At 75.0% G+C, this 21,361-nt stretch carries 22 protein-coding genes and 3 riboswitches; of the genes, 5 read left to right on the forward strand and 17 right to left on the reverse strand.

The annotated features are described in order from the left end of the window. Positions 1-96 precede the first annotated feature (96 nt). Positions 97-1,527, forward strand: a complete 1,431-nt coding sequence (locus tag QDS12_RS17825) for a cobyric acid synthase (RefSeq protein WP_279881454.1) — start codon at positions 97-99, stop codon at positions 1,525-1,527. After that, positions 1,524-2,315 (forward strand): cobalt-precorrin-6A reductase, encoded by a 792-nt coding sequence (locus QDS12_RS17830; RefSeq protein WP_279881455.1) that lies wholly within the window; start codon positions 1,524-1,526, stop codon positions 2,313-2,315. Before QDS12_RS17825 ends, QDS12_RS17830 begins: the two co-directional genes overlap by 4 nt. Here QDS12_RS17830 and QDS12_RS17835 read toward each other — a convergent pair. The 9 genes from QDS12_RS17835 to QDS12_RS17875 all read right to left on the reverse strand — a co-directional run bounded on the left by QDS12_RS17835 (position 2,265) and on the right by QDS12_RS17875 (position 12,076). Then, positions 2,265-3,047 carry a CbtA family protein gene (locus tag QDS12_RS17835; RefSeq protein ID WP_279881456.1) on the reverse strand — a complete coding sequence of 261 codons (783 nt, stop codon included), beginning with the start codon at positions 3,045-3,047 and terminating at the stop codon, positions 2,265-2,267. The two genes, QDS12_RS17830 and QDS12_RS17835, sit on opposite strands and share 51 nt — an antisense overlap. Positions 3,048-3,051: 4 nt before the next feature. Then, entirely contained in the window at positions 3,052-3,267 is a 216-nt protein-coding gene (locus QDS12_RS17840; RefSeq protein WP_279881457.1) for a CbtB-domain containing protein, read from the reverse strand. Positions 3,268-3,269: 2 nt separating this feature from the next. Next, positions 3,270-3,417, reverse strand: a riboswitch (adenosylcobalamin (AdoCbl) riboswitch). Further along, positions 3,415-4,125 (reverse strand): (2Fe-2S) ferredoxin domain-containing protein, encoded by a 711-nt coding sequence (locus QDS12_RS17845; RefSeq protein ID WP_279881458.1) that lies wholly within the window; start codon positions 4,123-4,125, stop codon positions 3,415-3,417. Its footprint overlaps the riboswitch before it by 3 nt. After that, on the reverse strand, positions 4,122-5,069 hold the full coding sequence (locus QDS12_RS17850) for a cobalamin biosynthesis protein (RefSeq protein WP_279881459.1): 948 nt from the start codon (positions 5,067-5,069) through the stop codon (positions 4,122-4,124). The genes QDS12_RS17845 and QDS12_RS17850 overlap by 4 nt, the downstream gene beginning before the upstream one ends. Beyond that, positions 5,066-5,833, reverse strand: coding sequence for an adenosylcobinamide-GDP ribazoletransferase (locus QDS12_RS17855; RefSeq protein WP_279881460.1), 768 nt, complete (start codon positions 5,831-5,833; stop codon positions 5,066-5,068). The genes QDS12_RS17850 and QDS12_RS17855 overlap by 4 nt, the downstream gene beginning before the upstream one ends. Continuing rightward, entirely contained in the window at positions 5,833-6,867 is a 1,035-nt protein-coding gene (gene cobT / locus QDS12_RS17860; RefSeq protein WP_279881461.1) for a nicotinate-nucleotide--dimethylbenzimidazole phosphoribosyltransferase, read from the reverse strand. Before cobT ends, QDS12_RS17855 begins: the two co-directional genes overlap by 1 nt. Positions 6,868-6,879: 12 nt before the next feature. Then, positions 6,880-9,324: a cobyrinate a,c-diamide synthase gene (locus QDS12_RS17865; protein WP_279881462.1), complete on the reverse strand. Its 2,445-nt coding sequence runs from the start codon at positions 9,322-9,324 to the stop codon at positions 6,880-6,882. Continuing rightward, on the reverse strand, positions 9,318-9,932 hold the full coding sequence (cobO, locus tag QDS12_RS17870) for a cob(I)yrinic acid a,c-diamide adenosyltransferase (RefSeq protein ID WP_279881463.1): 615 nt from the start codon (positions 9,930-9,932) through the stop codon (positions 9,318-9,320). Before cobO ends, QDS12_RS17865 begins: the two co-directional genes overlap by 7 nt. Then, positions 9,932-12,076 (reverse strand): VWA domain-containing protein, encoded by a 2,145-nt coding sequence (locus tag QDS12_RS17875; protein WP_279881464.1) that lies wholly within the window; start codon positions 12,074-12,076, stop codon positions 9,932-9,934. The genes cobO and QDS12_RS17875 overlap by 1 nt, the downstream gene beginning before the upstream one ends. A gap of 24 nt (positions 12,077-12,100) precedes the next feature. Next, a riboswitch (cobalamin riboswitch) is annotated at positions 12,101-12,240 on the reverse strand. A gap of 54 nt (positions 12,241-12,294) precedes the next feature. Between QDS12_RS17875 and cbiE the strand changes: the two genes are divergently transcribed. Continuing rightward, positions 12,295-13,494 (forward strand): precorrin-6y C5,15-methyltransferase (decarboxylating) subunit CbiE, encoded by a 1,200-nt coding sequence (cbiE, locus tag QDS12_RS17880; RefSeq protein ID WP_279881465.1) that lies wholly within the window; start codon positions 12,295-12,297, stop codon positions 13,492-13,494. 49 nt (positions 13,495-13,543) lie between these two features. Here cbiE and QDS12_RS17885 read toward each other — a convergent pair whose 3' ends face one another. From QDS12_RS17885 to QDS12_RS17910, 6 genes are read right to left on the reverse strand one after another with little or no spacing between them, the layout of a single operon-like run. After that, positions 13,544-13,945 (reverse strand): nuclear transport factor 2 family protein, encoded by a 402-nt coding sequence (locus QDS12_RS17885; protein WP_279881466.1) that lies wholly within the window; start codon positions 13,943-13,945, stop codon positions 13,544-13,546. A gap of 55 nt (positions 13,946-14,000) precedes the next feature. Then, positions 14,001-14,183: a hypothetical protein gene (locus QDS12_RS17890; RefSeq protein WP_279881467.1), complete on the reverse strand. Its 183-nt coding sequence runs from the start codon at positions 14,181-14,183 to the stop codon at positions 14,001-14,003. Positions 14,184-14,192: 9 nt separating this feature from the next. Further along, positions 14,193-14,942, reverse strand: coding sequence for an SAM-dependent methyltransferase (locus QDS12_RS17895; protein ID WP_279881468.1), 750 nt, complete (start codon positions 14,940-14,942; stop codon positions 14,193-14,195). Further along, on the reverse strand, positions 14,939-16,582 hold the full coding sequence (locus QDS12_RS17900; RefSeq protein ID WP_279881469.1) for a precorrin-2 C(20)-methyltransferase: 1,644 nt from the start codon (positions 16,580-16,582) through the stop codon (positions 14,939-14,941). The genes QDS12_RS17895 and QDS12_RS17900 overlap by 4 nt, the downstream gene beginning before the upstream one ends. Further along, positions 16,579-17,244, reverse strand: coding sequence for a precorrin-8X methylmutase (locus QDS12_RS17905; RefSeq protein WP_279881470.1), 666 nt, complete (start codon positions 17,242-17,244; stop codon positions 16,579-16,581). Before QDS12_RS17905 ends, QDS12_RS17900 begins: the two co-directional genes overlap by 4 nt. Next, positions 17,241-18,092 carry a nitrite reductase gene (locus tag QDS12_RS17910; RefSeq protein WP_279881472.1) on the reverse strand — a complete coding sequence of 284 codons (852 nt, stop codon included), beginning with the start codon at positions 18,090-18,092 and terminating at the stop codon, positions 17,241-17,243. Before QDS12_RS17910 ends, QDS12_RS17905 begins: the two co-directional genes overlap by 4 nt. 54 nt (positions 18,093-18,146) lie before the next feature. After that, positions 18,147-18,347: riboswitch (cobalamin riboswitch) on the reverse strand. A gap of 60 nt (positions 18,348-18,407) precedes the next feature. Here QDS12_RS17910 and QDS12_RS17915 point away from each other — a divergent pair. Both QDS12_RS17915 and QDS12_RS17920 read left to right on the forward strand, forming a co-directional pair. Next, the gene (locus QDS12_RS17915) at positions 18,408-19,214 is read left to right on the forward strand and encodes an RDD family protein (RefSeq protein ID WP_279881473.1); all 807 of its coding nucleotides are present in this window, start codon (positions 18,408-18,410) and stop codon (positions 19,212-19,214) included. 12 nt (positions 19,215-19,226) lie between these two features. Further along, the gene (locus QDS12_RS17920) at positions 19,227-20,423 is read left to right on the forward strand and encodes an MFS transporter (protein WP_279881474.1); all 1,197 of its coding nucleotides are present in this window, start codon (positions 19,227-19,229) and stop codon (positions 20,421-20,423) included. Here QDS12_RS17920 and QDS12_RS17925 read toward each other — a convergent pair. Together QDS12_RS17925 and QDS12_RS17930 are read right to left on the reverse strand one after the other, a co-directional pair. Then, a complete protein-coding gene (locus QDS12_RS17925) occupies positions 20,408-20,815 on the reverse strand; it encodes a ChaB family protein (protein ID WP_279881476.1) in 408 nt (135 codons plus the stop codon). The two genes, QDS12_RS17920 and QDS12_RS17925, sit on opposite strands and share 16 nt — an antisense overlap. A gap of 44 nt (positions 20,816-20,859) precedes the next feature. Next, positions 20,860-21,339, reverse strand: coding sequence for a hypothetical protein (locus QDS12_RS17930; RefSeq protein ID WP_279881479.1), 480 nt, complete (start codon positions 21,337-21,339; stop codon positions 20,860-20,862). Between the last annotated feature and the right edge of the window lie 22 nt (positions 21,340-21,361).

Here is a 21,361-nt window from a genome sequence, read left to right on the forward strand (position 1 = left end):
CGCTACCCAGGGAAGTGCGGAACTCCCGGGGTGTCGTGACACCCCGGGAGTTCCGGAGTACCCGGTTGACCGGGGACTCCGACTCGGGGAGCGCCCATGACCGGCCTCCTCGTCGCCGGCACGACGTCGGACGCCGGCAAGTCAGTGGTCACGACCGGGCTGTGCCGTGCGTTCGCGCGTCGCGGCGTGAAGGTGGCGCCCTACAAGGCGCAGAACATGTCCAACAACTCGATGGTCTGCGCCGCCTCCGACGGGACCTACGCCGAGATCGGGCGTGCGCAGTGGGTGCAGGCGCTCGCGGCCGGCGTCGCACCCGAGCCGGCCATGAACCCGGTGCTGCTCAAGCCCGGCTCCGACCGCCGCAGCCACGTCGTGCTGATGGGCCATCCCGCCGGCGACGTCTCCTCCGCCGACTGGGAGACGGGCCGGCGCCACCTCGCCACGGCCGCGCACACGGCGTACGACGACCTGGCGGCGCGCTTCGACGTGATCGTGGCCGAAGGTGCCGGGAGCCCGGCGGAGATCAACCTGCGCGCGGGCGACTACGTGAACATGGGGCTGGCTCGGCACGCCGGGCTGCCGACCGTGGTCGTCGGCGACATCGACCGGGGCGGGGTGTTCGCCGCGATGTTCGGGACGGTGGCGCTGCTCGAGGCGGCCGACCAGGCGCTGGTCGCAGGGTTCGTGGTCAACAAGTTCCGCGGGGACCGGTCCCTGCTCTCCCCGGGCCTCGACGCGCTCGAGGGGCTGACCGGGCGGCGGGTGTTCGGCGTGCTGCCCTGGGACGCCGGCCTGTGGCTGGACTCCGAGGACGCGCTCGACCTGGACGGCCGCCGCTCACCCGGCTCCGCGTCACGGCGGGTCGCGGTCGTCCGGCTCCCCCGGATCAGCAACTTCACCGACGTCGACGCGCTCGGCCTCGAACCCGAGCTCGACGTCGTCTTCGTCTCCGACCCGCGCGACCTGGCCGACGCCGACCTCGTCGTGCTGCCGGGCACCCGCTCGACCATCGCCGACCTGGCCTGGCTGCGCTCGCGCGGCCTCGACGTCGCGATCCGCGACCACGCCGCCCGCGGCCGTCCCGTCCTCGGGATCTGCGGCGGCTGCCAGATGCTCGGCCGCACCATCGCGGACCCTGAGGGGGTCGAGGGCACGCCCGGCGTCGGGGTCGAGGGACTCGGCCTCCTCGACCTGGTCACGACGTTCCACGAGGAGAAGACGCTGCGGCTGCACGAGCCGGCCGGCTACGAGATCCACCACGGGCGGGTGTCCGGAGACACCGCGCGGGGCCTGGTGACCGGCACGATGGTGCACGGCCGGCTCGAGGACGATGCCTTCCGCGCGGCCTACCTCGCCGAGACCCTCGGCGTCGGGTCGACCGTGTCGTTCCCGGCCGCCCGCGCGGCGCGACTGGACCGGCTCGGCGACCTGGTCGAGGAGCACCTGGACGTCGACGCGCTGCTGACGCTCGCCCGCTCCGGTGCGCCCACCGACCTGCCGGTGCTGGCGCCGGGAGGCAGATCGTGAGGCTGCTGCTCCTGGGCGGGACCAGCGAGGCGCGTGAGCTCGCCGATCGCCTGGTCGCCGACGGCGTCGACGTGACGTCGTCGCTCGCCGGGCGGGTGGCCCGCCCGCGGCTCCCGGTGGGCGAGGTCCGCATCGGTGGCTTCGGCGGCGTCCCCGGGTTGCGGGCGGCACTGGCCGACTACGACGCGGTCGTCGACGCGACGCACCCGTTCGCGCTCGGCATGACGACGAACGCCGCGACCGCCTGCACTGTCGACGACGTACCCCTGCTCCGCCTCGAGCGGCCGGGCTGGGACCCGGACCCCGCGTGGCGCTACGTGGACGACCACGAGGAGGCCGCGTCGCTCGCCGCCTCGCTCGGGACCCGGCCGTTCCTGACCGTCGGCCGCCAGGAGCTGGCGCGCTTCGTGCCCGCCCTCGCCCACCGCTCGGTCCTGGCGCGCGTCGTCGACGTCCCGTCGCTGGATCTGCCCGCGGCGTGGGAGCTGGTCACCAGCCGCGGCCCCTACACGCTCGCCGTCGAACGCGCGCTCATGACCCGGCACGGCAGCGACGTCGTCGTCACGAAGGACTCGGGCGGCGGCTACACGCGGCCGAAGCTGCAGGCCGCCGCCGAGCGGGGCGTCCCCGTGGTCGTCGTACGACGTCCGCCCGGTCCGGCCGGCGTCCCGACGGTGCACCACGTGGACGACGCGGTGGCCTGGGTCCGCTCGCTCGCCGGCACCGACGGACACGGCTCAGAGCGACGCGGCCAGCTCCCGTCGGGCGATGACGACCCGCTCCCGTGACTGCAGCCGGAGCAGCAGCCCGGTGAGAACCACGCCGATCGCCGCCCACATCGTGGCGAGGATGATCAGGGAGGCGCGGCGGAAGTACCAGAGCGTGTCCGCCGGGAAGTCGCCGATCTCGTTGACCGTCGGGAAGAGCCGCCCCGCGACCACCATGAGGGCGACGTAGGCCAGGGCACCGCCGACCACGGCGCCGTAGGTGCCGATCCTCGGCGCGAGCCTGACCGCCAGCACGGTGACCGCGACGGCGACCACGACCGAGACGAGCAGGAAGGCGAAGTAGGCGCCGGTCCGGCTGCCGATCGTGTCGGCGTTCCCGACGGCGGGCGGTGTCGACGGGTACTTGAGGAACGGCACGAGCGCGAACGACACGAAGCCGATCGCGCTCACCAGCGCCGTCGACTGGCCGAGCGTGAGGCGACGCATCCGGCCGGCGACAGCGGCCGCCACCAGGGCGACCACGCCGCCGAGCGCGGTGCCGACCGCGACGGTGCCGGTCAGCAGTCCCCAGGTGCGCTGGTCGTGGCGGGAGACGACGGTGCCGTCCTCCGCGTGTGAGTGGCCGTCGGCGGGGCTGTGGCCGTGGTTGTGGCCGTCCTCGGAGTGGGACCCCTCGAGCGCGATGGCGGCCGCGACGGAGGGCTCGCCGACGGCATGGGCGACGAAGAACGTGGCGAGTCCGGCCAGAAGCCCGGCCAGGAGGCCACGCACCAGGAAAACGCGTGCGGTCATGCGCTCAGTGGCAGGGGTAGCCGAGCAGGTGACGACCGTCGTGGACCCACTCGTGGATCGCCGTGCCGGACGGGATCGAGATCGCGCCCTGGTCGGCGCTCACGAAGAAGACCACCAGGGCCGCGAGGAGGCCGAAGAGCACTGCCCACGGGGCGAGCTCACGGAGCGGGACGGTGGGCAGGGAGGGGGTGGAAACAGGGGTGGCAGACGTGACGCTCACGTGATGCTCCTTCGGGAATGCAACGTTCCTCTACGGGCGGACAACACGGCGGCGGAAGATCTGACTTCGAACCCAGACGGGCTCTCACAGTGGCGTGACCGTGCCAGATTCTCACTGGCTTCCTCACATCCGGCGTGCCCACACACGTTAGCGGACCTCGGCCCCGGTCGCCATCGACGCGCGGCGCGCCAGCCTGTGACCTTCGACCGGTCGGCCGGCCACGAGATGGTCCGCGACGATCGCCGCCGCGGTCGGAGGGTCGACGCGGCCGTACCAGACGTCGTCGGGCTGGACGCTCACCACGGGCGCCTGGTTGCACGGGAACTGGCAGCCGGTGTGCACGAGGAGGACGTCGTCGTCGCCGAGGCGGTGCTCCATCAGCGCGAGGACCATCGCGCGCAGGCTGTCGACCGATCCCTTCGCCGTACATCTCGGGCCGCGACAGACCAGCACCTGGTGCCGGTGTGCGCTGACTTCTTCCCAGGCGGCCGAGGTGAGCCCGGGCTCGGTGCCGGTGAGCGCCCGCGTCTCGGTGAGTACGTCGACCACCGCGTCGACCCTGTCGGCGAGCCGCGTCGCGACCCGGATCTCGGGGCGCTCCCCCGCCCGCTCGCGCCACCAGTGGGCCGCGATCCGACGCAGCCAGGAGTGCGCGGGTGCGAGCGGCCCGAGGCTGACACCGACGAGCGTGATGGCGCGGGCACCCGCGTCGGCGAGGCGGGTGAGCTCGGCGGCGAGCGCCGGGTCCGCCATCTGCAGGAAGGCGACCGTGCCGCCCAGGTCGGCAGCCCCGCGGACGAGCTCGTCGCGACGGTCGACGTCGGCCACCGACATCCCGACCAGCACCGGCCCGGTCACGAGCGCCGGCCCCGTCGCGACCGTCTCAGCGGGACCAGGGACGCGACGGCGGCGACACCGGCCGCGCCCAGGCCGACGCGCCGCGCGAGCGCGACCGCTCGCACGATGTCGCGCGCCGCCGGCGCACGGCCGTCCCCCATCACCGCGCGGTGCTCGACCCGCGTGCCGTAGTAGGTGTTGGTCCCGCCGAGCCGGATGCCGAGCGCGCCGGCGAAGGCGGCCTCGACCACGCCCGCGTTGGGGCTGGGGTGCCGGGCGGCGTCGCGGCGCCACGCCCGCCAGGCGTCTCGCGCGCGCCGCGGGTCGGCCGAGAGAGTGAGGAGCCCCGACAGCCGGGAGCCGGGCAGGTTGAGGACGTCGTCCAGGCGCGCGGCCGCCCAGCCGAAGCGCTCGTAGCGCGCGCTGCGGTGGCCGATCATCGCGTCGAGCGTGTTCGCGGCGCGGTAGCCGAGGAGCCCCGGCACCCCGGCGACGGCGCCCCACACCAAGGGGGCGACGACCGCGTCGGAGGTGTTCTCGGCGACCGACTCGACCACGGCCCGCGCGATCTGCGACTCGTCCAGCGCGCTGGTGTCGCGGCCGACCAGGTGCATCAGCCGACGCCGGGCCGCGGGCAGGTCCTCGACCACCACCTGGCCGTGGACGGCGGCCGCCTCGCGCTCCAGCGAGCGTCCGCCGAGGACGGTCCAGGTGACGACGGCCGTGAGGACCGCGCGAGCGACCGGCCGGGTCGCCGAGCGCTCGGCGGCCGCCCCGAGGGCGACCGCTCCACCGACGAGCGCGGCGGTGTGGAGGGCGCCCCACGCCCGCGAGTCGGCGTAGAGCCGGTGCTCGACGGCGTCCGCGACGGCGCCGAAGCCGGCGACCGGGTGGTGGCGCACGGGGTCGCCGAGCAGTCGGTCGGCGGCGTACCCGAGCAGCAGCCCGACGGCCCGCCCGCTCATGACAGCGCCACCAGCATCGTGGCCAGCGCGGCCTCGACGGAGGCCCCGAAGACGTCGCCGGTCACGCCGCCGAAGCGGCTGACCGCCCGGGCCACGACGACACCGACGACGAGCAGCGCGAGGGCCGCCCCCAGGACGCCGCGCCACCAGCCGAGCCCGGCCCAGCGCCCCACCAGTGCCAGCGCCGCCGCGACGACCAGCCAGACCGCGGCGACGACGGCAGGGGACACGGTCTGCGTGTAGGTACGGCCGAGGCCGTCGGGACGCGCCGGGCGGACGCCCCGCGCGCAGCAGACGGCCAGGGCCGCCCTCGAGAGGCAGACGGCCAGCCCTGCCAGCGCCCCGGCCCACCAGCCGTCCACGCGAGCGAGCACGGCCGCCAGCCCGGCCGCCTGGAGGCCGAGCACGAGGACCACGGCGACCGTGCCGGCCGGACCCGAGGTCCCGGTCTTCATGACGGCGAGCGAGCGCTCCCGGTCGTACGAAGCTGCCAGCCCGTCGGCCACGTCGGAGAGCCCGTCGAGGTGGAACCCCCGGTTGCCGAGCGCCACGGCCCCCAGCGCGAGGAGCGCGACCACGAGCGGCGGCAGGTCCAGCGCGGAGCCGGCGACCGCCACCAGGAGCACGGCCAGCCCGAGCGGGAGCACGGCGACCGGCGCGAGCACCATCGCCGCGGCTGCCCGCCGCTGGTCGACGGTCGTCGGCGGGCTCACCCGCAGCGCGGTCAGCGTACCCACGGCGAGCCGCCAGGCGTCGGGCAGCATCAGAGCTCGGAGAGCAGCGCGACGTCGCGCAGCAGGCTGCCGGCGCTGCGCAGGACCGGGACGGCGGCCACGGCGCCGGACCCCTCACCGAGACGCAGTCCGAGGTCGAGCAGCGGCTCCAGCCCCATCTTGGCCAGGGCCAGGGACTGAGCCGGCTCGGTCGAGCGGTGGCCTGCGGCGAACCACGCGGCGGCGCCAGGCTCGACCCGGTCGGCGGTGAGCGCGCAGGCCACGCTCATCAGGCCGTCGAGAAGCACCGGGACGCCCTCCTGCGCGGCGGCGAGCAGGTAGCCGGTCGTGGCGGCCAGGTCCGCGCTGCCGAGCGCGGTGAGGGTCTCGACCGGGTCCGCCGTACGCGCTCCGGCGCGGGCCAGCGCCGCGTCGACGACGGCTGTCTTGCCGACGAGCGCCTCGTCGCCGATGCCGGTCCCGCGGCCGACGACCTCGGATGCGGGGAGGCCGAGACCGGCGGCCACCAGCGCCGAGGCCGGGGTGGTGTTGCCGATGCCCATGTCGCCGCTGATGAGCAGCTGCGCGCCCGCCTGGATCTCCTCGCGGGCGACGGCCGCGCCGGCGTCGAGCGCGGCGCGGGTCTGCTCGGCGGTCAGCGCGTCCTCGAGGTGGATGGCGCCGCTCCCCCGTCGCACCTTGTGGGCCGTGAGCGCGGACCGGGTCGACTCGTCGAGGTCGTCGAAGTCCTCGTCGACGCCGAGGTCCAGCACGCGTACGGCGACCCCGTGGGTCCGCGCCAGGGCGCTGACGCCGGCCTTGCCGGCGAGGAAGGTGCGCACCATCGCGCCCGTGATCGCGGGCGGGAACGCCGAGACACCGTGGGCAGCCACCCCGTGGTCGCCGGCGAAGATCACCAGCCGCACGCGGTCGAGCGGCGCAGGTGGCACCTGGCCCTGGCACGCGGCCAGCCAGACGGCGGTCTCACCGAGCCGGCCGAGCGCGCCGGGTGGCGTGGCCAGGGCGGCGAGCCGCTTGGCGGCGTGGCCGCGGGCGATGTCGGAAGGGGCGGAGACGTAGGGCATCAGGGTTCCTGTTCAGGCTCGCGGGAGCTGGTCGAGGGCGGTGAGGAGTCGGGCGGTCAGGTGCGGCGGGCGGACGGCGATGCGCGCCCAGGAGCGGTCGAGGCCAGGGAACGTGTCGGCCCGTCGTACGGCGACCCCGCGGCTGCGCAACGCCTCCCGGGCGCCGGCGCCGAGGCGGGCGAGCACGAACGGTGCGGCCGACGGGACGTGCTCGATGCCGCGCTCACGGAGCGCCTGCTCGAGGCGGTCGCGCCAACCCGCGATAACGACGGCTCGGTCGCGGGCCTCGGCGGCGGCCTCGTCGGACGTGCAGGCGACGGTGGCGGCGATCGCCGGGGTGGAGACCGCCCACGGGGTCTGGAGGTCGGCGAGCCGGGTGACGGCGTGGCGGTCGCCGACGACGTACCCAGCGCGGATCCCGGGGATCGCCCAGTGCTTGGTGAGGCTGCGGATCACCAGCAGCCCGTCGAGCGGCTCCGCGACGAGCGACTCGGCCTCGCCCGGGACCGCGTCCATGAACGCCTCGTCGACGACGACCAACCGGCCCGGCCTGAGCAGGCGGCGGACGGCGGCGGCGGGATGCAGGACGCCGGTCGGGTTGGTCGGGTTGCCGACGACGACGAGATCCGCGGCGTCGGGCACCGCGGCCGGGTCGAGCGCGAAGCCGTCCTCGGGGCGGCACAGCACCACCGTCACCTCGTGCCCCGCGGCCTCGAGCGCCGCGTGCGGCTCGGTGAACTGCGGGTGCACGACGGCCGGCTCGGCCCACTCGCGCAGTCGGGCGACGAGGGAGAAGGCCTCGGCCGCGCCGGCCGTGACGAGGACCTCGTCGGTGTCGCGACCGTGGTGGTGAGCGACCGCGTCGCGGGCGGGCACGACGTCGGGGTAGGACGCGGAGGCGTCGACGGCCCGGTGCAGGGCGCGGTCGAGCCAGGCCGGCCGATCGCCGCTGTAGACGTTGACCGCGAAGTCGGCGAGGCCGGCCCCGACCTCCGTGTCGCCGTGGTGACGGAGCGGCTCGGGCAGGACGTCCGGCAGGACGGTCGCCGGGGCGGCCGCCTCGTCGGACGTCCTCGCGTGCGGCGTGGCGCGGTGGACCGCGCCGGCGAAGCGCTGGGCGAGGTGCGGGTGGCCGGCCCAGTGGACGTGGAGGTACGACGCGTGCCAGGTGTCGCCGACGAACCCGGTCGGCGCGCCGTCGATCGTCCAGGCTGCCCCGGCGCCGCTCTCCGGCGAGGTCCGGGTGCGGTGGAACTCGTGGCCGGTGACCTGCTCCCCGGCCCGGGCGAGCAGCGAGTCGGAGGCGGCGACGGCGGTCGGGTAGCGCAGGGTGAGCCGCTCGGACATCGCGGCCGTGGCGGGGACGACGTCGGCCATCGCCGCGCCGTCGAGCGACTCGGCGAGGTAGAGCAGCCCCGCGCACTCGGCCACCGTCGGCACGCCTGACCTGACGGCGTTCCGGAGGTCGCGCAGCAGCGCGCGGTTGGCGGCCAGCTCGCCGGCGTACACCTCGGGGAAGCCGCCGCCGAGGTAGATGCCGCTCGTGCCCGGCGGCAGCGCCGCGTCGGTGAGCGGGTCGAAGGCGACGACCTCGCAGCCGGCGGCGCGGAGCAGCTCCTCGGTCTCGGCGTAGCGGAACGTGAAGGCCCGCCCGCCGGCGACCGCGACGACCGGTCGCGCGCCGCCCGGCGGCGACACGACCGCGGCCGGGTCCCAGGGAACGGCGTCGAGGTCGGGCGCGGTGCGGGCGACGGCGAGGAGCGCGTCGAGGTCGAAGTGGCGGGCCACCTGCTCGCCGAGGTGTCCGATCATCGCGACCGAGACGTCCCGCTCGGCCGCCGGCACCAGCCCGAGGTGGCGCGAGGGCGCGGCGAGCCGCGCGTCGGTCGGGAGCGCACCGAGGACGGGGATGCCGAGACGCTCGATCGAGCGCCTGATCTCGGTGGTGTTGCGGTCGGAGCCGGCCCGGTTGAGGACGACGCCCGCGACGGTGACGGCGGGGTCGTAGGCAGCCATCCCGGCCACGATGGCACCCGCGGTCCGGGACAGCTTCGCGACGTCGAGGACGAGGACCACCGGCGAGCTCGTGAGGGTGGCGACGTGCGCGGTCGAGGCGAAGCCGTCGGCGCCGAGCCGGCCGTCGTACAGGCCCATCACACCCTCCACGACGGCGACGTCGGCGCCGGCCGCGCCGTGCAGGAGCAGCGGGACGACCAGGTCCTCGCCGACGAGGTGCGGGTCGAGGTTGCGACCGGGGCGTCCGGTCGCGAGCGCGTGGTAGCCGGGGTCGATGTAGTCGGGCCCGACCTTGTGCCCGCTGACGCTGAGCCCTGTGCCGGGGCGCCCGGCGCTGTGGGGCCCGGCCGAGCGCAGCGCCGCCATCAGCCCGGTGGCGATCGTGGTCTTGCCCTGCCCCGTGGACGGGGCGGCGACCACCAGGCGGGGCAGGCTCACCATTCGATGCCTCGCTGGCCCTTCTGACCGGCGTCCATCGGGTGCTTGACCTTGGTCATCTCGGTGACGAGGTCGGCGGCCTCGACCAGCCGCGGGTCGGCGCCCCGGCCGGTGATGACGACGTGCTGGTGCCCGGGCCGGTTGCCCAGCGTCGTGACCACGTCGTCGACGTCGACCCACCCCCACGTCATGGGGTAGGTGAACTCGTCGAGGACCAGCAGGTCGTACGTCGCGGCGGCGAGGCGGCGCTTGATCTCCTGCCAGCCCTCGACGGCTGCGGTCTGGTGGTCCCCTTCCTCGCCCTGCTTGCGCGACCACGACCAGCCGGAGCCCATCTTGTGCCACTCGACCGGGCCACCCTCGCCGGTCTCCTCGTGGAGGCGTCCGAGCCTCTCGAGCACGGTCTGCTCGCCGATGCGCCACTTGGCCGACTTCACGAACTGGAACACGCCGATCCGCCAGCCCTGGTTCCAGCCGCGGAGGGCGAGGCCGAACGCGGCGGTCGACTTCCCCTTGCCGTCGCCGGTGTGCACGGCGAGGACGGGCCGGTTGCGGCGCTGGCGGGTGGTGAGGCCGTCGTCGGGTACGGCGATCGGCTGACCCTGCGGCATCAGGCGGCTCCCCTCGTGCGGACCGTGCTCGTCAGCGCCTCGGCACTGACGTCGGCGACCGGGAGGTGCTCGGCGCCCAGGCGCTCGGCCAGCCGCAGTGCCAGCCGGAGCCGGAGCGGCCCGCTCTCGCTGTCGACGACGACCGTCGTGATGCCGAGCCCGGCCACGTGGTCGGCCGCCAGCAGGGAGCGTGCGACGGCGTCCTTCCCACCGGTGGCGCGCCCGTCGGTGACGACGACGAGGAGCGGGCGCAGCCGCGGGTCCCGCAGCCGCTCGCGGGTGAGCACGGTCGCCGCTTCGAGAAGGCCCTCGGCGAGCGGCGTACGACCGCCGGCGGGGACCTCGTCGAGCCGGGCGGCGGCGATGTCGACCGACCGGGTCGGCGGCAGCACCAGCTCGGCGCCCTGCCCGCGGAAGGTGATCAGCCCGACCTTGTCGCGGCGCCGGTAGGCGTCCAGCAGCAGCGACAGGATCGCGGTCTTGACCTGCGCCATCCGCTTGCGCGCCGCCATCGAGCCGGACGCGTCGACGCAGAAGAGCACGAGGTTGGCCTCCCGCCCCTCGCGTACGGCGACCCGGAGGTCCTCCCCGCGCAGCTCGACGCGTCCTCCCGGCGCGCGGCCCCGGGCGCCCTGCTTCCCCGCCGCGGCCAGCAGCGTCTCGACCAGGTGGAGCGAACCGGTCGGCCCGTCGGGCCGCCGGGCTCCGACGCGCCGCCCGGTGGACGCGATCGCCCGGCTGCGCCGGCCGGACTCGCCGTCGCCGAGCCCGTCGACCTTCAACAGCCGTGGTCGGTAGGGGGCGGTGGCGCCGACGGTGGTCGCCCGGCCCGGAGCGGTGGCGCCGGGCGGTGAGCCATCAACTGTGTCCTGACCCGGATCGGTCGACTGCTCACCGCTGCCGGGGGCCGGTCCGTCCAGCGGTGAGTCATCGACTGCTTCCTGAGCCGGATCGGTCGACTGCTCACCGCTGCCGGGGGCCGGTCCGTCCAGCGGTGACCCATCAACCGGCTCGGGACCCCGATCGGTTGATGACTCACCGCTCCCGGAGCCCTCCGGATCCCCGGGACCGCCGGCATCGCCCGTATCCCCCGGACCCTCCGGCGGCTCCGGCGGCAGCTCGTCCTCACCCAGCAGCCGGTCGAGCAGCTCCTCGTCGATCCCTGGGGCGTCGAAGGGGTTGCGCCGGCGGCGGTGCGGCAGCGCGAGGAGCGCCGCCCGGCGGATGTCGGCACGGGTCACCTCGTCCCGGCCGCACCAAGCGGCGTGGGCGACGGCGGCGCGCGCGGTCACGATGTCGGCGCGCAGGCCGTCGACCTCCAGCGCCGCGCAGATCTCGGCGATCTTGAGCAGCGCCGCATCGCCCAGCCGCACCTTGCCGACCCGCGACCGGGCGTCCTCGATCCGCGCCGTCAGCAGGGCGTCCGAGGCCCGATGACGCGCGACGAACGCCGCCGGATCCGCGTCGAACGCCATCCGTCGCCGGACCACCTCGACCCGCGAGGCGGGGTCGCGCGGCGCGGCGACCTCGACCGTCAGCCCGAACCGGTCGAGCAGCTGCGGCCGCAGCTCGCCCTCCTCGGGGTTCATCGTGCCGATGAGCACGAACCGCGCCGCGTGCTCGACCGAGACGCCGTCCCGCTCGACGCTGACCCGGCCCATGGCCGCGGCGTCGAGCAGCAGGTCGACGAGGTGGTCGTGGAGCAGGTTGACCTCGTCGACGTACAGCACCCCCCGGTGGGCCCGCGCCAGGAGCCCGGGCTCGTACTCCACCGTGCCCTGCGACAGCGCCCGCTCCAGGTGCAGCGAGCCGAGGACCCGGTCCTCAGTGGCGCCGACCGGCAGCTCGACGAGCCGCACAGGCCGGGCGTGCACCTCGGCGTCGCCGGCGAACGGGCCGTCGGGCGAGGACGCCGACGGGTCGGCCGGGTCGATCGAGAACCGGTCGGCGGCGTACACCTCGATCGGCGGCAGCACCCCCGCCAGCGCGCGGACGGTCGTCGACTTCGCCGTCCCCTTCTCACCGCGGATCAGGACGCCGCCGATCTCCGGGGCGATGGTCGTGAGGACGAGGGCGAGGCCCATGTCGTCCAGCGCCTCGGGCTCGCAGCCGAGGACAGCGGAAAAGGGGTAGTGCAGTGGCATCTGAGGCTCCCGCTCGCTTCGCCATGGAATGGACGGGCGCGAGGCCGGTCTTCGGACTTGTCGGGTCCCCTCGTTCGAGGGGCCCGATTCACCGCAGCGGGCCTGTGCCGGAGTCTCACCGGCTTCCCAGATTCTCCCCGCCGGCCGTTCCCACCGTTTCCGATGGCCGGGCCGTTGGGGCACCTCGTGCCTGAGCGGTCACTGTAGCGTCCTCCGACGTGATCATCGTGGTGGGCATCGGCGCCGACGGTTGGGACGGGCTCTCGCCGACGGCTCGCGCCTGGGTCGAGGCCGCACCGGTCGTGCTCGGTGGACGCCGTCATCTCGACCTGCTCCCCGACGTCCCCGGACAGCGTCGGGAGCGCTGGCCGTCGCCGCTCCGCGAGGGCCTTCCCGACCTGCTCGCCTCGGTGGGTACGCGCGCCGTCGTCGCGCTCGCGTCCGGCGACCCGTTCGTCTCGGGCATCGGTACGACGCTCACGGAGCTGCTCGGCCGCGACGCCGTCCAGGTGATCCCGGCGGTGTCCTCGGTCGCCCTCGCCCGCGCCGGCATGGGGTGGTCGGCCGAGTCGTGCGCGGTCGTCAGCGTCGTCGGCCGCGACCTCTCGCTGGTCCGCCGCGAGCTCGCCCCCGGGCGGCGGATCCTCGTGCTCTCGTCCGACGAGCACACCCCACGCCAGATCGCCGAGCTTCTCCTCGAGACCGGGTACGGCGACAGCGAGCTCACCGTCCTCGGCGACCTCGGCGGTCCGACCGCGAGCTCGGCGGCGTTCGACAAGGCGCACATCCTGACGGGCCGCGACGACGACTTCCCGCCGCTCAACGTCGTCGCCGTGACCTGCGTCGGACCGCACCGCGGCGGGTGGGTCGCCGGCCTGCCCGATGACGCGTTCGAGAGCGATGGCCAGCTCACGAAGCGCGACGTGCGCGCCTCGGCGCTCGCCCGCCTCGCGCCGGCCCCCGGCGAGCACCTCTGGGACGTCGGTGCCGGCGCCGGATCGGTCGGTATCGAGTGGATGCGCGCCCACCCGACCTGCACCACCACAGCCGTCGAGGGCGACGCGGACAGGGCCCAGCGGATCGGCCGCAACGCGGCGAACCTCGGCGTCCCTGGCCTCACGGTCGTGACCGGCCGCGCACCCGACGCGCTGGCCGGCCTCCGTGCGCCCGACGCCGTCTTCGTGGGTGGCGGCGCGACCGTCCCCGGAGTGCTCGAGGCCTGCCTGACCGCCCTCCGGCCCGGCGGCCGGATCGTCGTCCACGGCGTCACGCTCGAGACCGAGCGGCTGCTCGCCGACGCCTACCGCGAGCACGGCGGCGAGCTGACCCGACTGGCGGTCGAGACCGCCGCGCCGATCGGCTCCTTCACCGGCTGGACACCGGCTCGGGCCGTCACCCAGTGGGCCCTCTGGCGCTGATCCGCAGTCGCGTCACGCCGTGAACGGTGGCGGCAGCACCGACGGCCGCTCAGTCGCTGGGCCGACGGACGTAGAACTCGGTGAACTCCCGGCAGCGGCCGGCGTCGTCGAAGCGCATCAGGAAGCAGTTGTCGTAGACCCGGTCGATCGGGCCGCCCGGCTCGCGCCAGTAGGTGCTCGAGCCGCGGGCGACCACCGTGTCCCCGTCGACGGCGACGGGCGCATAGCTGCCGTCGTAGGTGCCCGGGGCGTCGCGCGACGAGACGCCCTGGGCGTCGGAGTCACCGAGCCACGAGGCGACGACCGCGTCCGCGCCGACGACCGGCTCGTCGTAGGAGTGGTAGCGGTAGGCGACGTCCTCGGCGAAGAGGGCGCGGATGCGTTGCGGGTCGTAGGTGCGCCAGGCCTCGACGTAGGCGTCCAGCCACACCTGCGCGCTGTCGTGGTCCACGGGAGCAACCTACCGATCCCGCCGCCGGAAGGCTCGGGGGTTTCCTGCGCGAGGACTACGCGAGGCGGTAGACGAACAGGCTCACGTCTCCGACGGTCTCCTGCCCGTCCGCGAAGACGTAGGTGGTCGCGCCGCCGCCGACGTCCTCCCACTCGATCGGCGAACCGACGTCGCCCCAGTAGAGGGTCACGCCGTCGGCCACCCCACCCCGCAGGACCACGTTGTGCGCCGCGCTCATGTCGCCAATCTAGGCGGGCCCGCGATCGCGCGCCGGGTCGTAGAGGAACGACTCGCCGCCCTCGCGCGACCCCAGGGCGTGCCCCACGAGGACGACGGCGGCCTGGCGCAGCCCCGCCGCCTCGACCGCGTCGGCGATCGTGGCCACGGTCCCGCGCAGGACCTGCTCGCCCGGCTGGCTGGCCCGGTGGACGACGACGACGGGGCAGTCGGCGCCGTAGTCCGGCCCGATCTCCGCCATCAGCGCGCGCACGCGGGTGATCGCCAGGTGCAGCACGAGCGTGGCCCGGGTGGCGGCGAACGCGGCCAGCGACTCGGTCTCCGGCATCGCCGTCGAGCGCGCCCGGGTCCGGGTCAGCACGACCGACTGCGCCACGAGGGGGACGGTCAGCTCCCGTCCGACGAGCGCGGCCGCCGCGGCGTACGCCGGCACGCCCGGTGTCACGTCCCAGGGCACGCCGGCCACGTCCAGCCGGCGGGTCTGCTCGGCCAGCGCCGAGTAGACGGACGGGTCGCCGGAGACCAGCCGCACGACCTCGTGCCCGGCGCGGTGGGCCTCGACCAGGCACGAGGTGATCCGGTCGAGGTCGAGGTGCTGGGTGTCGAGCAGCCGGGCGCCAGGGCCCACGTGCGCGAGGACGTCGGGATCGAGGTAGGTGCCCGGGTAGAGCACGACGTCCGCCGCGCCGATCAGCCGCGTGGCCCGGACCGTGAGCAGGTCGGCCGCGCCCGGCCCGGCCCCGACGAAGTGGACGCTCACCGCACGAACCTCGGCGTCCACACGCCCGCCGTGCTCACCCGGGTGCTCTCCGCACCCACGATGAGCAGGCACTTCATGTCGATCGCCGCCGGGTCGAGCTCCCCCAGGGTGGTCACGGTCAGCGACTCCTCGGCGCGGCCGACGTCGCGGCCGACGACGACCACCGTGTCGGGCTTGCGGTGCTCGAGCAGCACGTCGCGAGCGGTGGAGATCTGCGCGGTGCGCGACCTCGACGCCGGGTTGTAGATCGCCAGCACCAGGTCGGCCTCGGCGATCGCTCGCAGCCGCCGCTCGACCACCGGCCACGGCTTGAGCCGGTCCGAGAGCGACACGACGGCGAAGTCGGCCCCGATCGGCGCGCCGGCGCGCGCGGCCACCGCCTGCACGGCGCTCACGCCGGGGAGGACACGGATCGCCACGCCGTCGTACACCGGGTCCTCGGCCGCCTCGAACACCGCGGCCGCCATCCCGAAGACCCCGGCATCACCGCCCGAGACCACCGCCACCCGCTCCCCCGCCAGCGCCAGGTCCAGGGCATGTCGGGCACGGTCGACCTCGACGGTGTTGCCCGACGCATGACGGGTCAGCCCCGCGCGCTGCGGAACCCGGTCGACGTACGGCCCGTAGCCGACCACGTGGCTCACCTCTCCCAGCGCCGCGGAGACCTCCGGGGTGATCCAGCGGTCGGGCCCGGGCCCGAGGCCGAGGACCAGCAGCTCGGCTGGGGTCTCGATACGCTCGCTGGCGCTCGCTACTCGACCACCGGAACCGGCGTCGCTGGCGCTCGCTACTCGACCACCGGAACTGGCGTCGCTGGCGCTCGCTACGCGACCACCGGAACTGGCATCGCTGGTCGAGTAGCCCGAGCCGCTAGGCGAGGGCGTATCGAGACCACGCGACCGCGGCCCGTTGAGCGAGTCGCCGGTGACGACGACGAGCGAGAAGTACGGGACCGAGTCGGCATCGACCTCGGCGACCGGCAGCCAGCGCTGCTCGGGCATCGAGGCCCGCTCGACGTAGAGCGCATGGTCGAGGCGGCCGGCCGCCTCGAGCGCCCGGCGCACGGCTGGGAAGGTCCGGCCGAGCTTCATGATGATCGCCGCGTCCGTACCGGCCAGCCGCCGGGCGAGCTCCGGCTCGGGCAGGGTTCCAGGCAGCACGGTGAGTACGTCGGTCTGCCGGACGAGCGGGCTCGCCGCCGCTGCCGTCGCGGCGGCGAACGCCGGCACGCCGGCGACGATCTCGGTCGGGTAGCGCTCGGAGAGCCGGTCGTGCATGTACATGTAGGACCCGTAGAACAGCGGGTCGCCCTCGGACAGCAGGACGACGTCACGCCCCGCGTCGAGGTGCGCGGCCAGGCGGCCGGCCGACTCCTCGTAGAACTCCGCCAGCGCCCCGGCGTAGCCGCCGGGATGGGCGGTGCTGCCGGTCGTGACCGGGTAGGTCAGCTGCTCCTCGATGACGCCGTCCGGGAAGAGACCGGCGGCGATCCGCCGCGCGTTGGACTCCTTGCCGACACCGGCGTGGAAGGCGATCACGTCGGCGCTGCCGATGAGACGGGCGGCCTTGAGCGTGATCAGCTCGGGGTCGCCGGGGCCGACGCCGACGCCGTGGAAGCGTCCGGTCGTGGTCGTGCTCATTCCTGCTCCTGGGCGAGTGCGTTGAGGGCCGACGACGTCATGGCGGAGCCGCCGCGACGGCCGCGCACGGTCACGTAGGGGATGTCGATGCCGTGGTCGGATGCGAGGTCGACGAGCGCCTGCTTCGACTCGGCCGCCCCGATGAACCCGACCGGGCAGCCGACGACCGCCGCCGGGCGCGGTCCTCCGTCCAGCACCATCTCGAGCAGGTGGAACAGCGCGGTCGGGGCGTTGCCGATGGCCACGACGGCCCCCTCGAGCCACGGCTCCCAGAGCGAGACCGCGGCGGCGGTCCGGGTCGTCCCCCACTCCGAGGCGAGCTCGGGCACCCGCGGGTCGTGGAGGAGGCAGAGCACGTCGTTGGCGCGCGGCAGTCGGCTGCGGGTGACACCCGTCGCGACCATCGTGGCGTCGCAGAGGATCGGGGCGCCGGCCTCGAGCGCCGCCCGCGCCGCGCCCACCAGCCCGGGATGGACGACGAGGTCCGCAGCCAGGTCCACCTGGCCGCTGCCGTGGATCATCCGGACGGCGAGCCGCTCGGCGTCGACCGGCACGGCCGACAGGTCGGCCTCGCGCCGGATCGTGGCGAACGAGTCGACGTAGATGGCGGGTCCGCTGTCGACGTACTCGTAGCGGCGCGGCGGCCGCCTCGGCCCGCTCACCGCTGTCGCTCCGGGACGAGGACGCCGCGCCACGGCGTGACCACGACCTCCGGTACGTCGGCCACGAGCTCGTCGACCGCCACCCGGTCCAGCCCGCCGGCAGCGGCGACGTGCCGGCCGCCGGGCACGTCGCCGAACGGCGGCGCTCCGACGGGATGCGGGAGGTGTGGATCGGGCGGGACCGGATCGGCGAGCGGCGCCGACAGCTCGACGACGTGCCACGGCGCCGCCGGCCCGCTCCCCCGCCGGGCGGCGAACGACGCGGCCAGACCGGCCAGCGTGGCCGGTGCGTCCCGGAGCGCGACGACCGGACCCCAGCCGTCCCCGACCCGGAGCTGGGCGGTCCCGGAGTCGAGGGCCACGATCCCGAGGTCGCCCGTGCGGTCGACGAGGTCTCCGCGACCGTCGTCGAGGACGAAGAGGAAGCGGCCGGGCAGCCCGGCCAGCGCGGCGTCGGCGCAGAGCAGCCGGTCGAGCTCCGCCGCGACCGGTCGCAGGTCGGCGCGGCCGCCGGCCAGCCCGGTCTGCGGCGAGACCAGCACGTTGCGGACCAGCTCGTGCGTACGGGTGGGCAGCAGGCCGGTCCTCTCGAGCGCCGCGAGCACGTCGGGGTCCAGCGCGGCGGACGTGCCGGGCAGGCCGCGGACCTGGAGGTTGGCCCGGCCCGTGAGCCGGATCCGGCCGTCGCCGTACTCCTCGGCGACGTCCGCGAGCGCGCGCAGCGACGAGGAGCGCACCCGGCCGCCGATCAGGCGGAGCCGGACCAGCAGCCCGTCGTCGGCGGCCCACGGGCGCAGCGCGCCCGGGCAGCGGTCTCGTCGGGTCCGGGCGGCTACGGGACCTGGCATGAGGCACCTGTTCTGGTCAGGGGCCCGTCCGCGGGGCCCGCGTGTGACCTGGCGGCGGTCGCCGCTAGGGCCAGCAGGTCTTCGGACTCGGGATCATCCGGCGCGGAGCGCCTTCCCGGAGCAGGTGCTCCAGTGGCTGCCATGCGTGCATGGCGTGCTCCGGCCGTCACCCTCACCGCTGCGCGTCAGTCCCGGATTCGCACCGGGTTCCCTGACTCCACGAGGTGGAGCACGACTGGCGCGGCCACACTATCGCGACCATGCCGGGCACCAACTCGCCGGACATCGAGCGCCGCGTCCTGTTAACTTCCGGCCGTGACGCAGACCTCGCCGCCCGGCTGGCACCCCGACCCCGCAGGGCCGACACCCGGGCAGCCGCCGCTGCTGCGGTGGTGGGACGGCACGGCGTGGACGGAGCACCTCACCCCGGCCTACCCGCCCGGCCAGCCGTTCGGCCAGCCGTTCGGCCAGACGTCCACCCAGCCGTTCGTCCAGCCGTTCGTCCAGCCGTACGCCGCCGCGCCCGGCCCGACCACGCCCGACGGTGAGCCGCTCGCCGGCTGGTGGCGGCGGGCGCTCGCCTACCTGCTCGACGGCGTCGTGGTCGGCATCGCCGGCAATCTCGTGTCGCTCCCGGCGCAGGCCGACCTGCAGCGCGACGTCCGCGACCTGAGCGAGGAGATGCAGCGCCGCCTCGACGCCAACCCGGACGACACGGGCGCCATCGGCGACTACTTCCACGGCTTCCTCGACACGATGCACGACCACGCGGTCAGCCTGCTCGTGCCCGCGCTCGTGGTCGGCGTCCTCTACTTCGGGGTGCTGCTGCGCTGGAAGGGCGCGACGCTCGGCATGCTCGCCGCGGGACTCCGGGTGCGGCTGCGCGAGCGGCCGGGAACCCTGCCGTGGACCGCGATCGCCATCCGGGTCGGGGTCCAGGTCGCCCTCGTCAACCTGCTGATCCTCCTCGGCCTCGGGTCCGGGTCAGTGGTCCTGCTCGTCCTCCTGGCGCTGGGCGGCAACCTCTTCCAGCTGCTCAACTACCTCTGGCCGCTCTGGGACCCGAAGCGCCAGGCGCTCCACGACAAGGCCGCCCGCACCAACGTGGTCCGGGTGCGCTGACCGATGCGGTCGGTGCTGCAGCGCGAGGGCGTCGGCTACCTGCTGGGGACGTCGTTCGTCGGGCGGCTGCCGACCGCGATGAGCGCGCTCGCGCTGGTGCGGCTCGTGGTCGACGGCGGCGGCAGCTATGCGTTCGCATCGGTGCTCTCGTCCGCCTACATCGTGGCCGGGATGGTGGGACAGCCGGTGCTGGCCCGGGCCGTCGACCGCACCGGCCGACGTCGCCTCGTGGTGATCGCGGGCACGGTCGTCGCGACGCTCGCCTTCGTCGCGACGGCCGTCCTCGTCGACCACGCCGCGCCGGCCGTCGCCGCCGTCGCCGTCGCGGGCCTCGCCACGCCCCCGATCGAGCCGACGCTACGCAGTCTGTGGGCATCGATGTTCTCCGACGGGGCCGAGCTGCGGTCGGCGTACGGCGTCGACGCGGCGGTCCAGGAGGTCGGCTTCATCCTCGGGCCCCTGGTGACGGCCCTCGGCATCGTCGTCCTCGGCGCCGACGGCAACGTCGTGCTGATGGCGGCGATCGGCCTGGTCGGCGGCCTGATGTTCGCCGTGCACCCTCGACTGCGGTCGAGCGGCCGACCCTCCCGCGTGCAGGGCGAGCGGCACGGCAGCCCGCTCTCGTCGGGCGGGTTCCGGCGCATCCTCGTCGCGATCGTCGGTGCGGCCGTCCCGGTCGGGTCACTGGCCGTCCTCGCCACGGCGTACGCCGACTCGCACGACCACCCCGGCCTCGGCCCGTGGGCGGTCGCCCTCAACGCGACCGGCGCCCTGACCGGCGCCCTCCTGGTCGCACGGTTCCCGCTGGCAGCGACGCCGGCGCGGGCGCTCCGGCCGCTCGCCCTGGCGCTCGCGGTGCTCTACCTGCCGCTCGGCGCCTGGGCCCTGCCGGCCGGTGCGTGGCTGGTGGCGGCCGTCCTCTCAGGGCTGACGCTGCCGCCGCTCCTGACGCAGGTGTTCGCGCAGACCCCGCTGGCGGTGCGCGGGCACCATGCCAACGAGGCCAACGCGTGGGTCATCAGCGCCTTCGCCATCGGGGCGGCGACCGGCACACTGCTGAGCGGCTTCGCCGTCCAGTGGCGCGACACGTGGGGCATCACGCTCGCGATCGGCGTGGGCGCGCTGGTCGCGGCCGCCTGTGCGCTGCCGGCGGCTCCGCGCCGACTGGTCCTGGCCGAGGTCGGCGACGAGGCTCAGTCGCGCGCCTGAGCCGACTTCCTCCGGTTCGCCTTCATGATGGCGTCGACGAGCTCGTGCTTCTTCATCGACGAGCGACCGGAGATGTCGAGCTTGCGGGCGAGGTCCATGAGGTGCGTCTTCGAGGCGTTCGCGTCGACGCCCTCGGCGGTCTTCCCGCCGCTGCGGCGGGCCGACCTGCCCGTCTTGGCGTCCTGCTCGTCCGACGGGCCCTTCTCGTTCTTCGGCTCCCAGTGGTCGCCGACCTTCTCGAAGGCGTGCTTGAGGGCGCTGAAGGCCGTGCGGTGCGCGCGCTCGCCCTCGCCGTACTCCTCGACGGCAGAGTCGTGGGCCTTGATCCACGTCCGCTGGGCCTTCTTCGACGAGCGCTCGAGGGTCGAGGGCAGCTCCTGCTTGCCGGGCATGAGTGGGCTCCTTCCGTCCAGGTGGCGAACCGGTACCCGTCGCCTCAGGACGTACGCCGGCCCTGCGGCCGCCCGCCCGCGACGACGGCGCCGTCCCGGACCGACCACAGCCGGCCGGCGTACCACCGGCGCCGACCGATCTCGGCCAGCTCCCAGATCGCCCACGGGCCGGGACGCTCGAGCACCCGGTCGCGGTGCACCCGCCCGTAGCGCCGTCCCGCCTGGTTGTTGCGCTGGTCCGCCTCGCTGTCGAGCGGGTCGAGCGAGTGCAGCTCGTGCTCGCTGGTCACGGCGTCGGCCAGCGCGGTGCCGTAGCGCGCGGTCAGCCACGCCGACCAGGTGAAGTGCCGGAGGGCGTTGCGCAGCCGCGGCCGGCCGCGGCTGCGAGCGAGCGCGACGAGCAGCGCCCAGCCCGACGCCGCGAGGACCCCGACCGCCACCCGCACGCCCGCCGCGTCGCGGGCCGCACGGAACGAGCCAGGTACGCCGCCCACCACGACCCGGAGCGTGCGTAGCGACTTCACCCTCCCAGTGTGCCGGGACCCT

The organism is Nocardioides sp. CER19 (assembly GCF_029846275.1).
In the GTDB taxonomy this organism is placed as follows: domain Bacteria; phylum Actinomycetota; class Actinomycetes; order Propionibacteriales; family Nocardioidaceae; genus Nocardioides.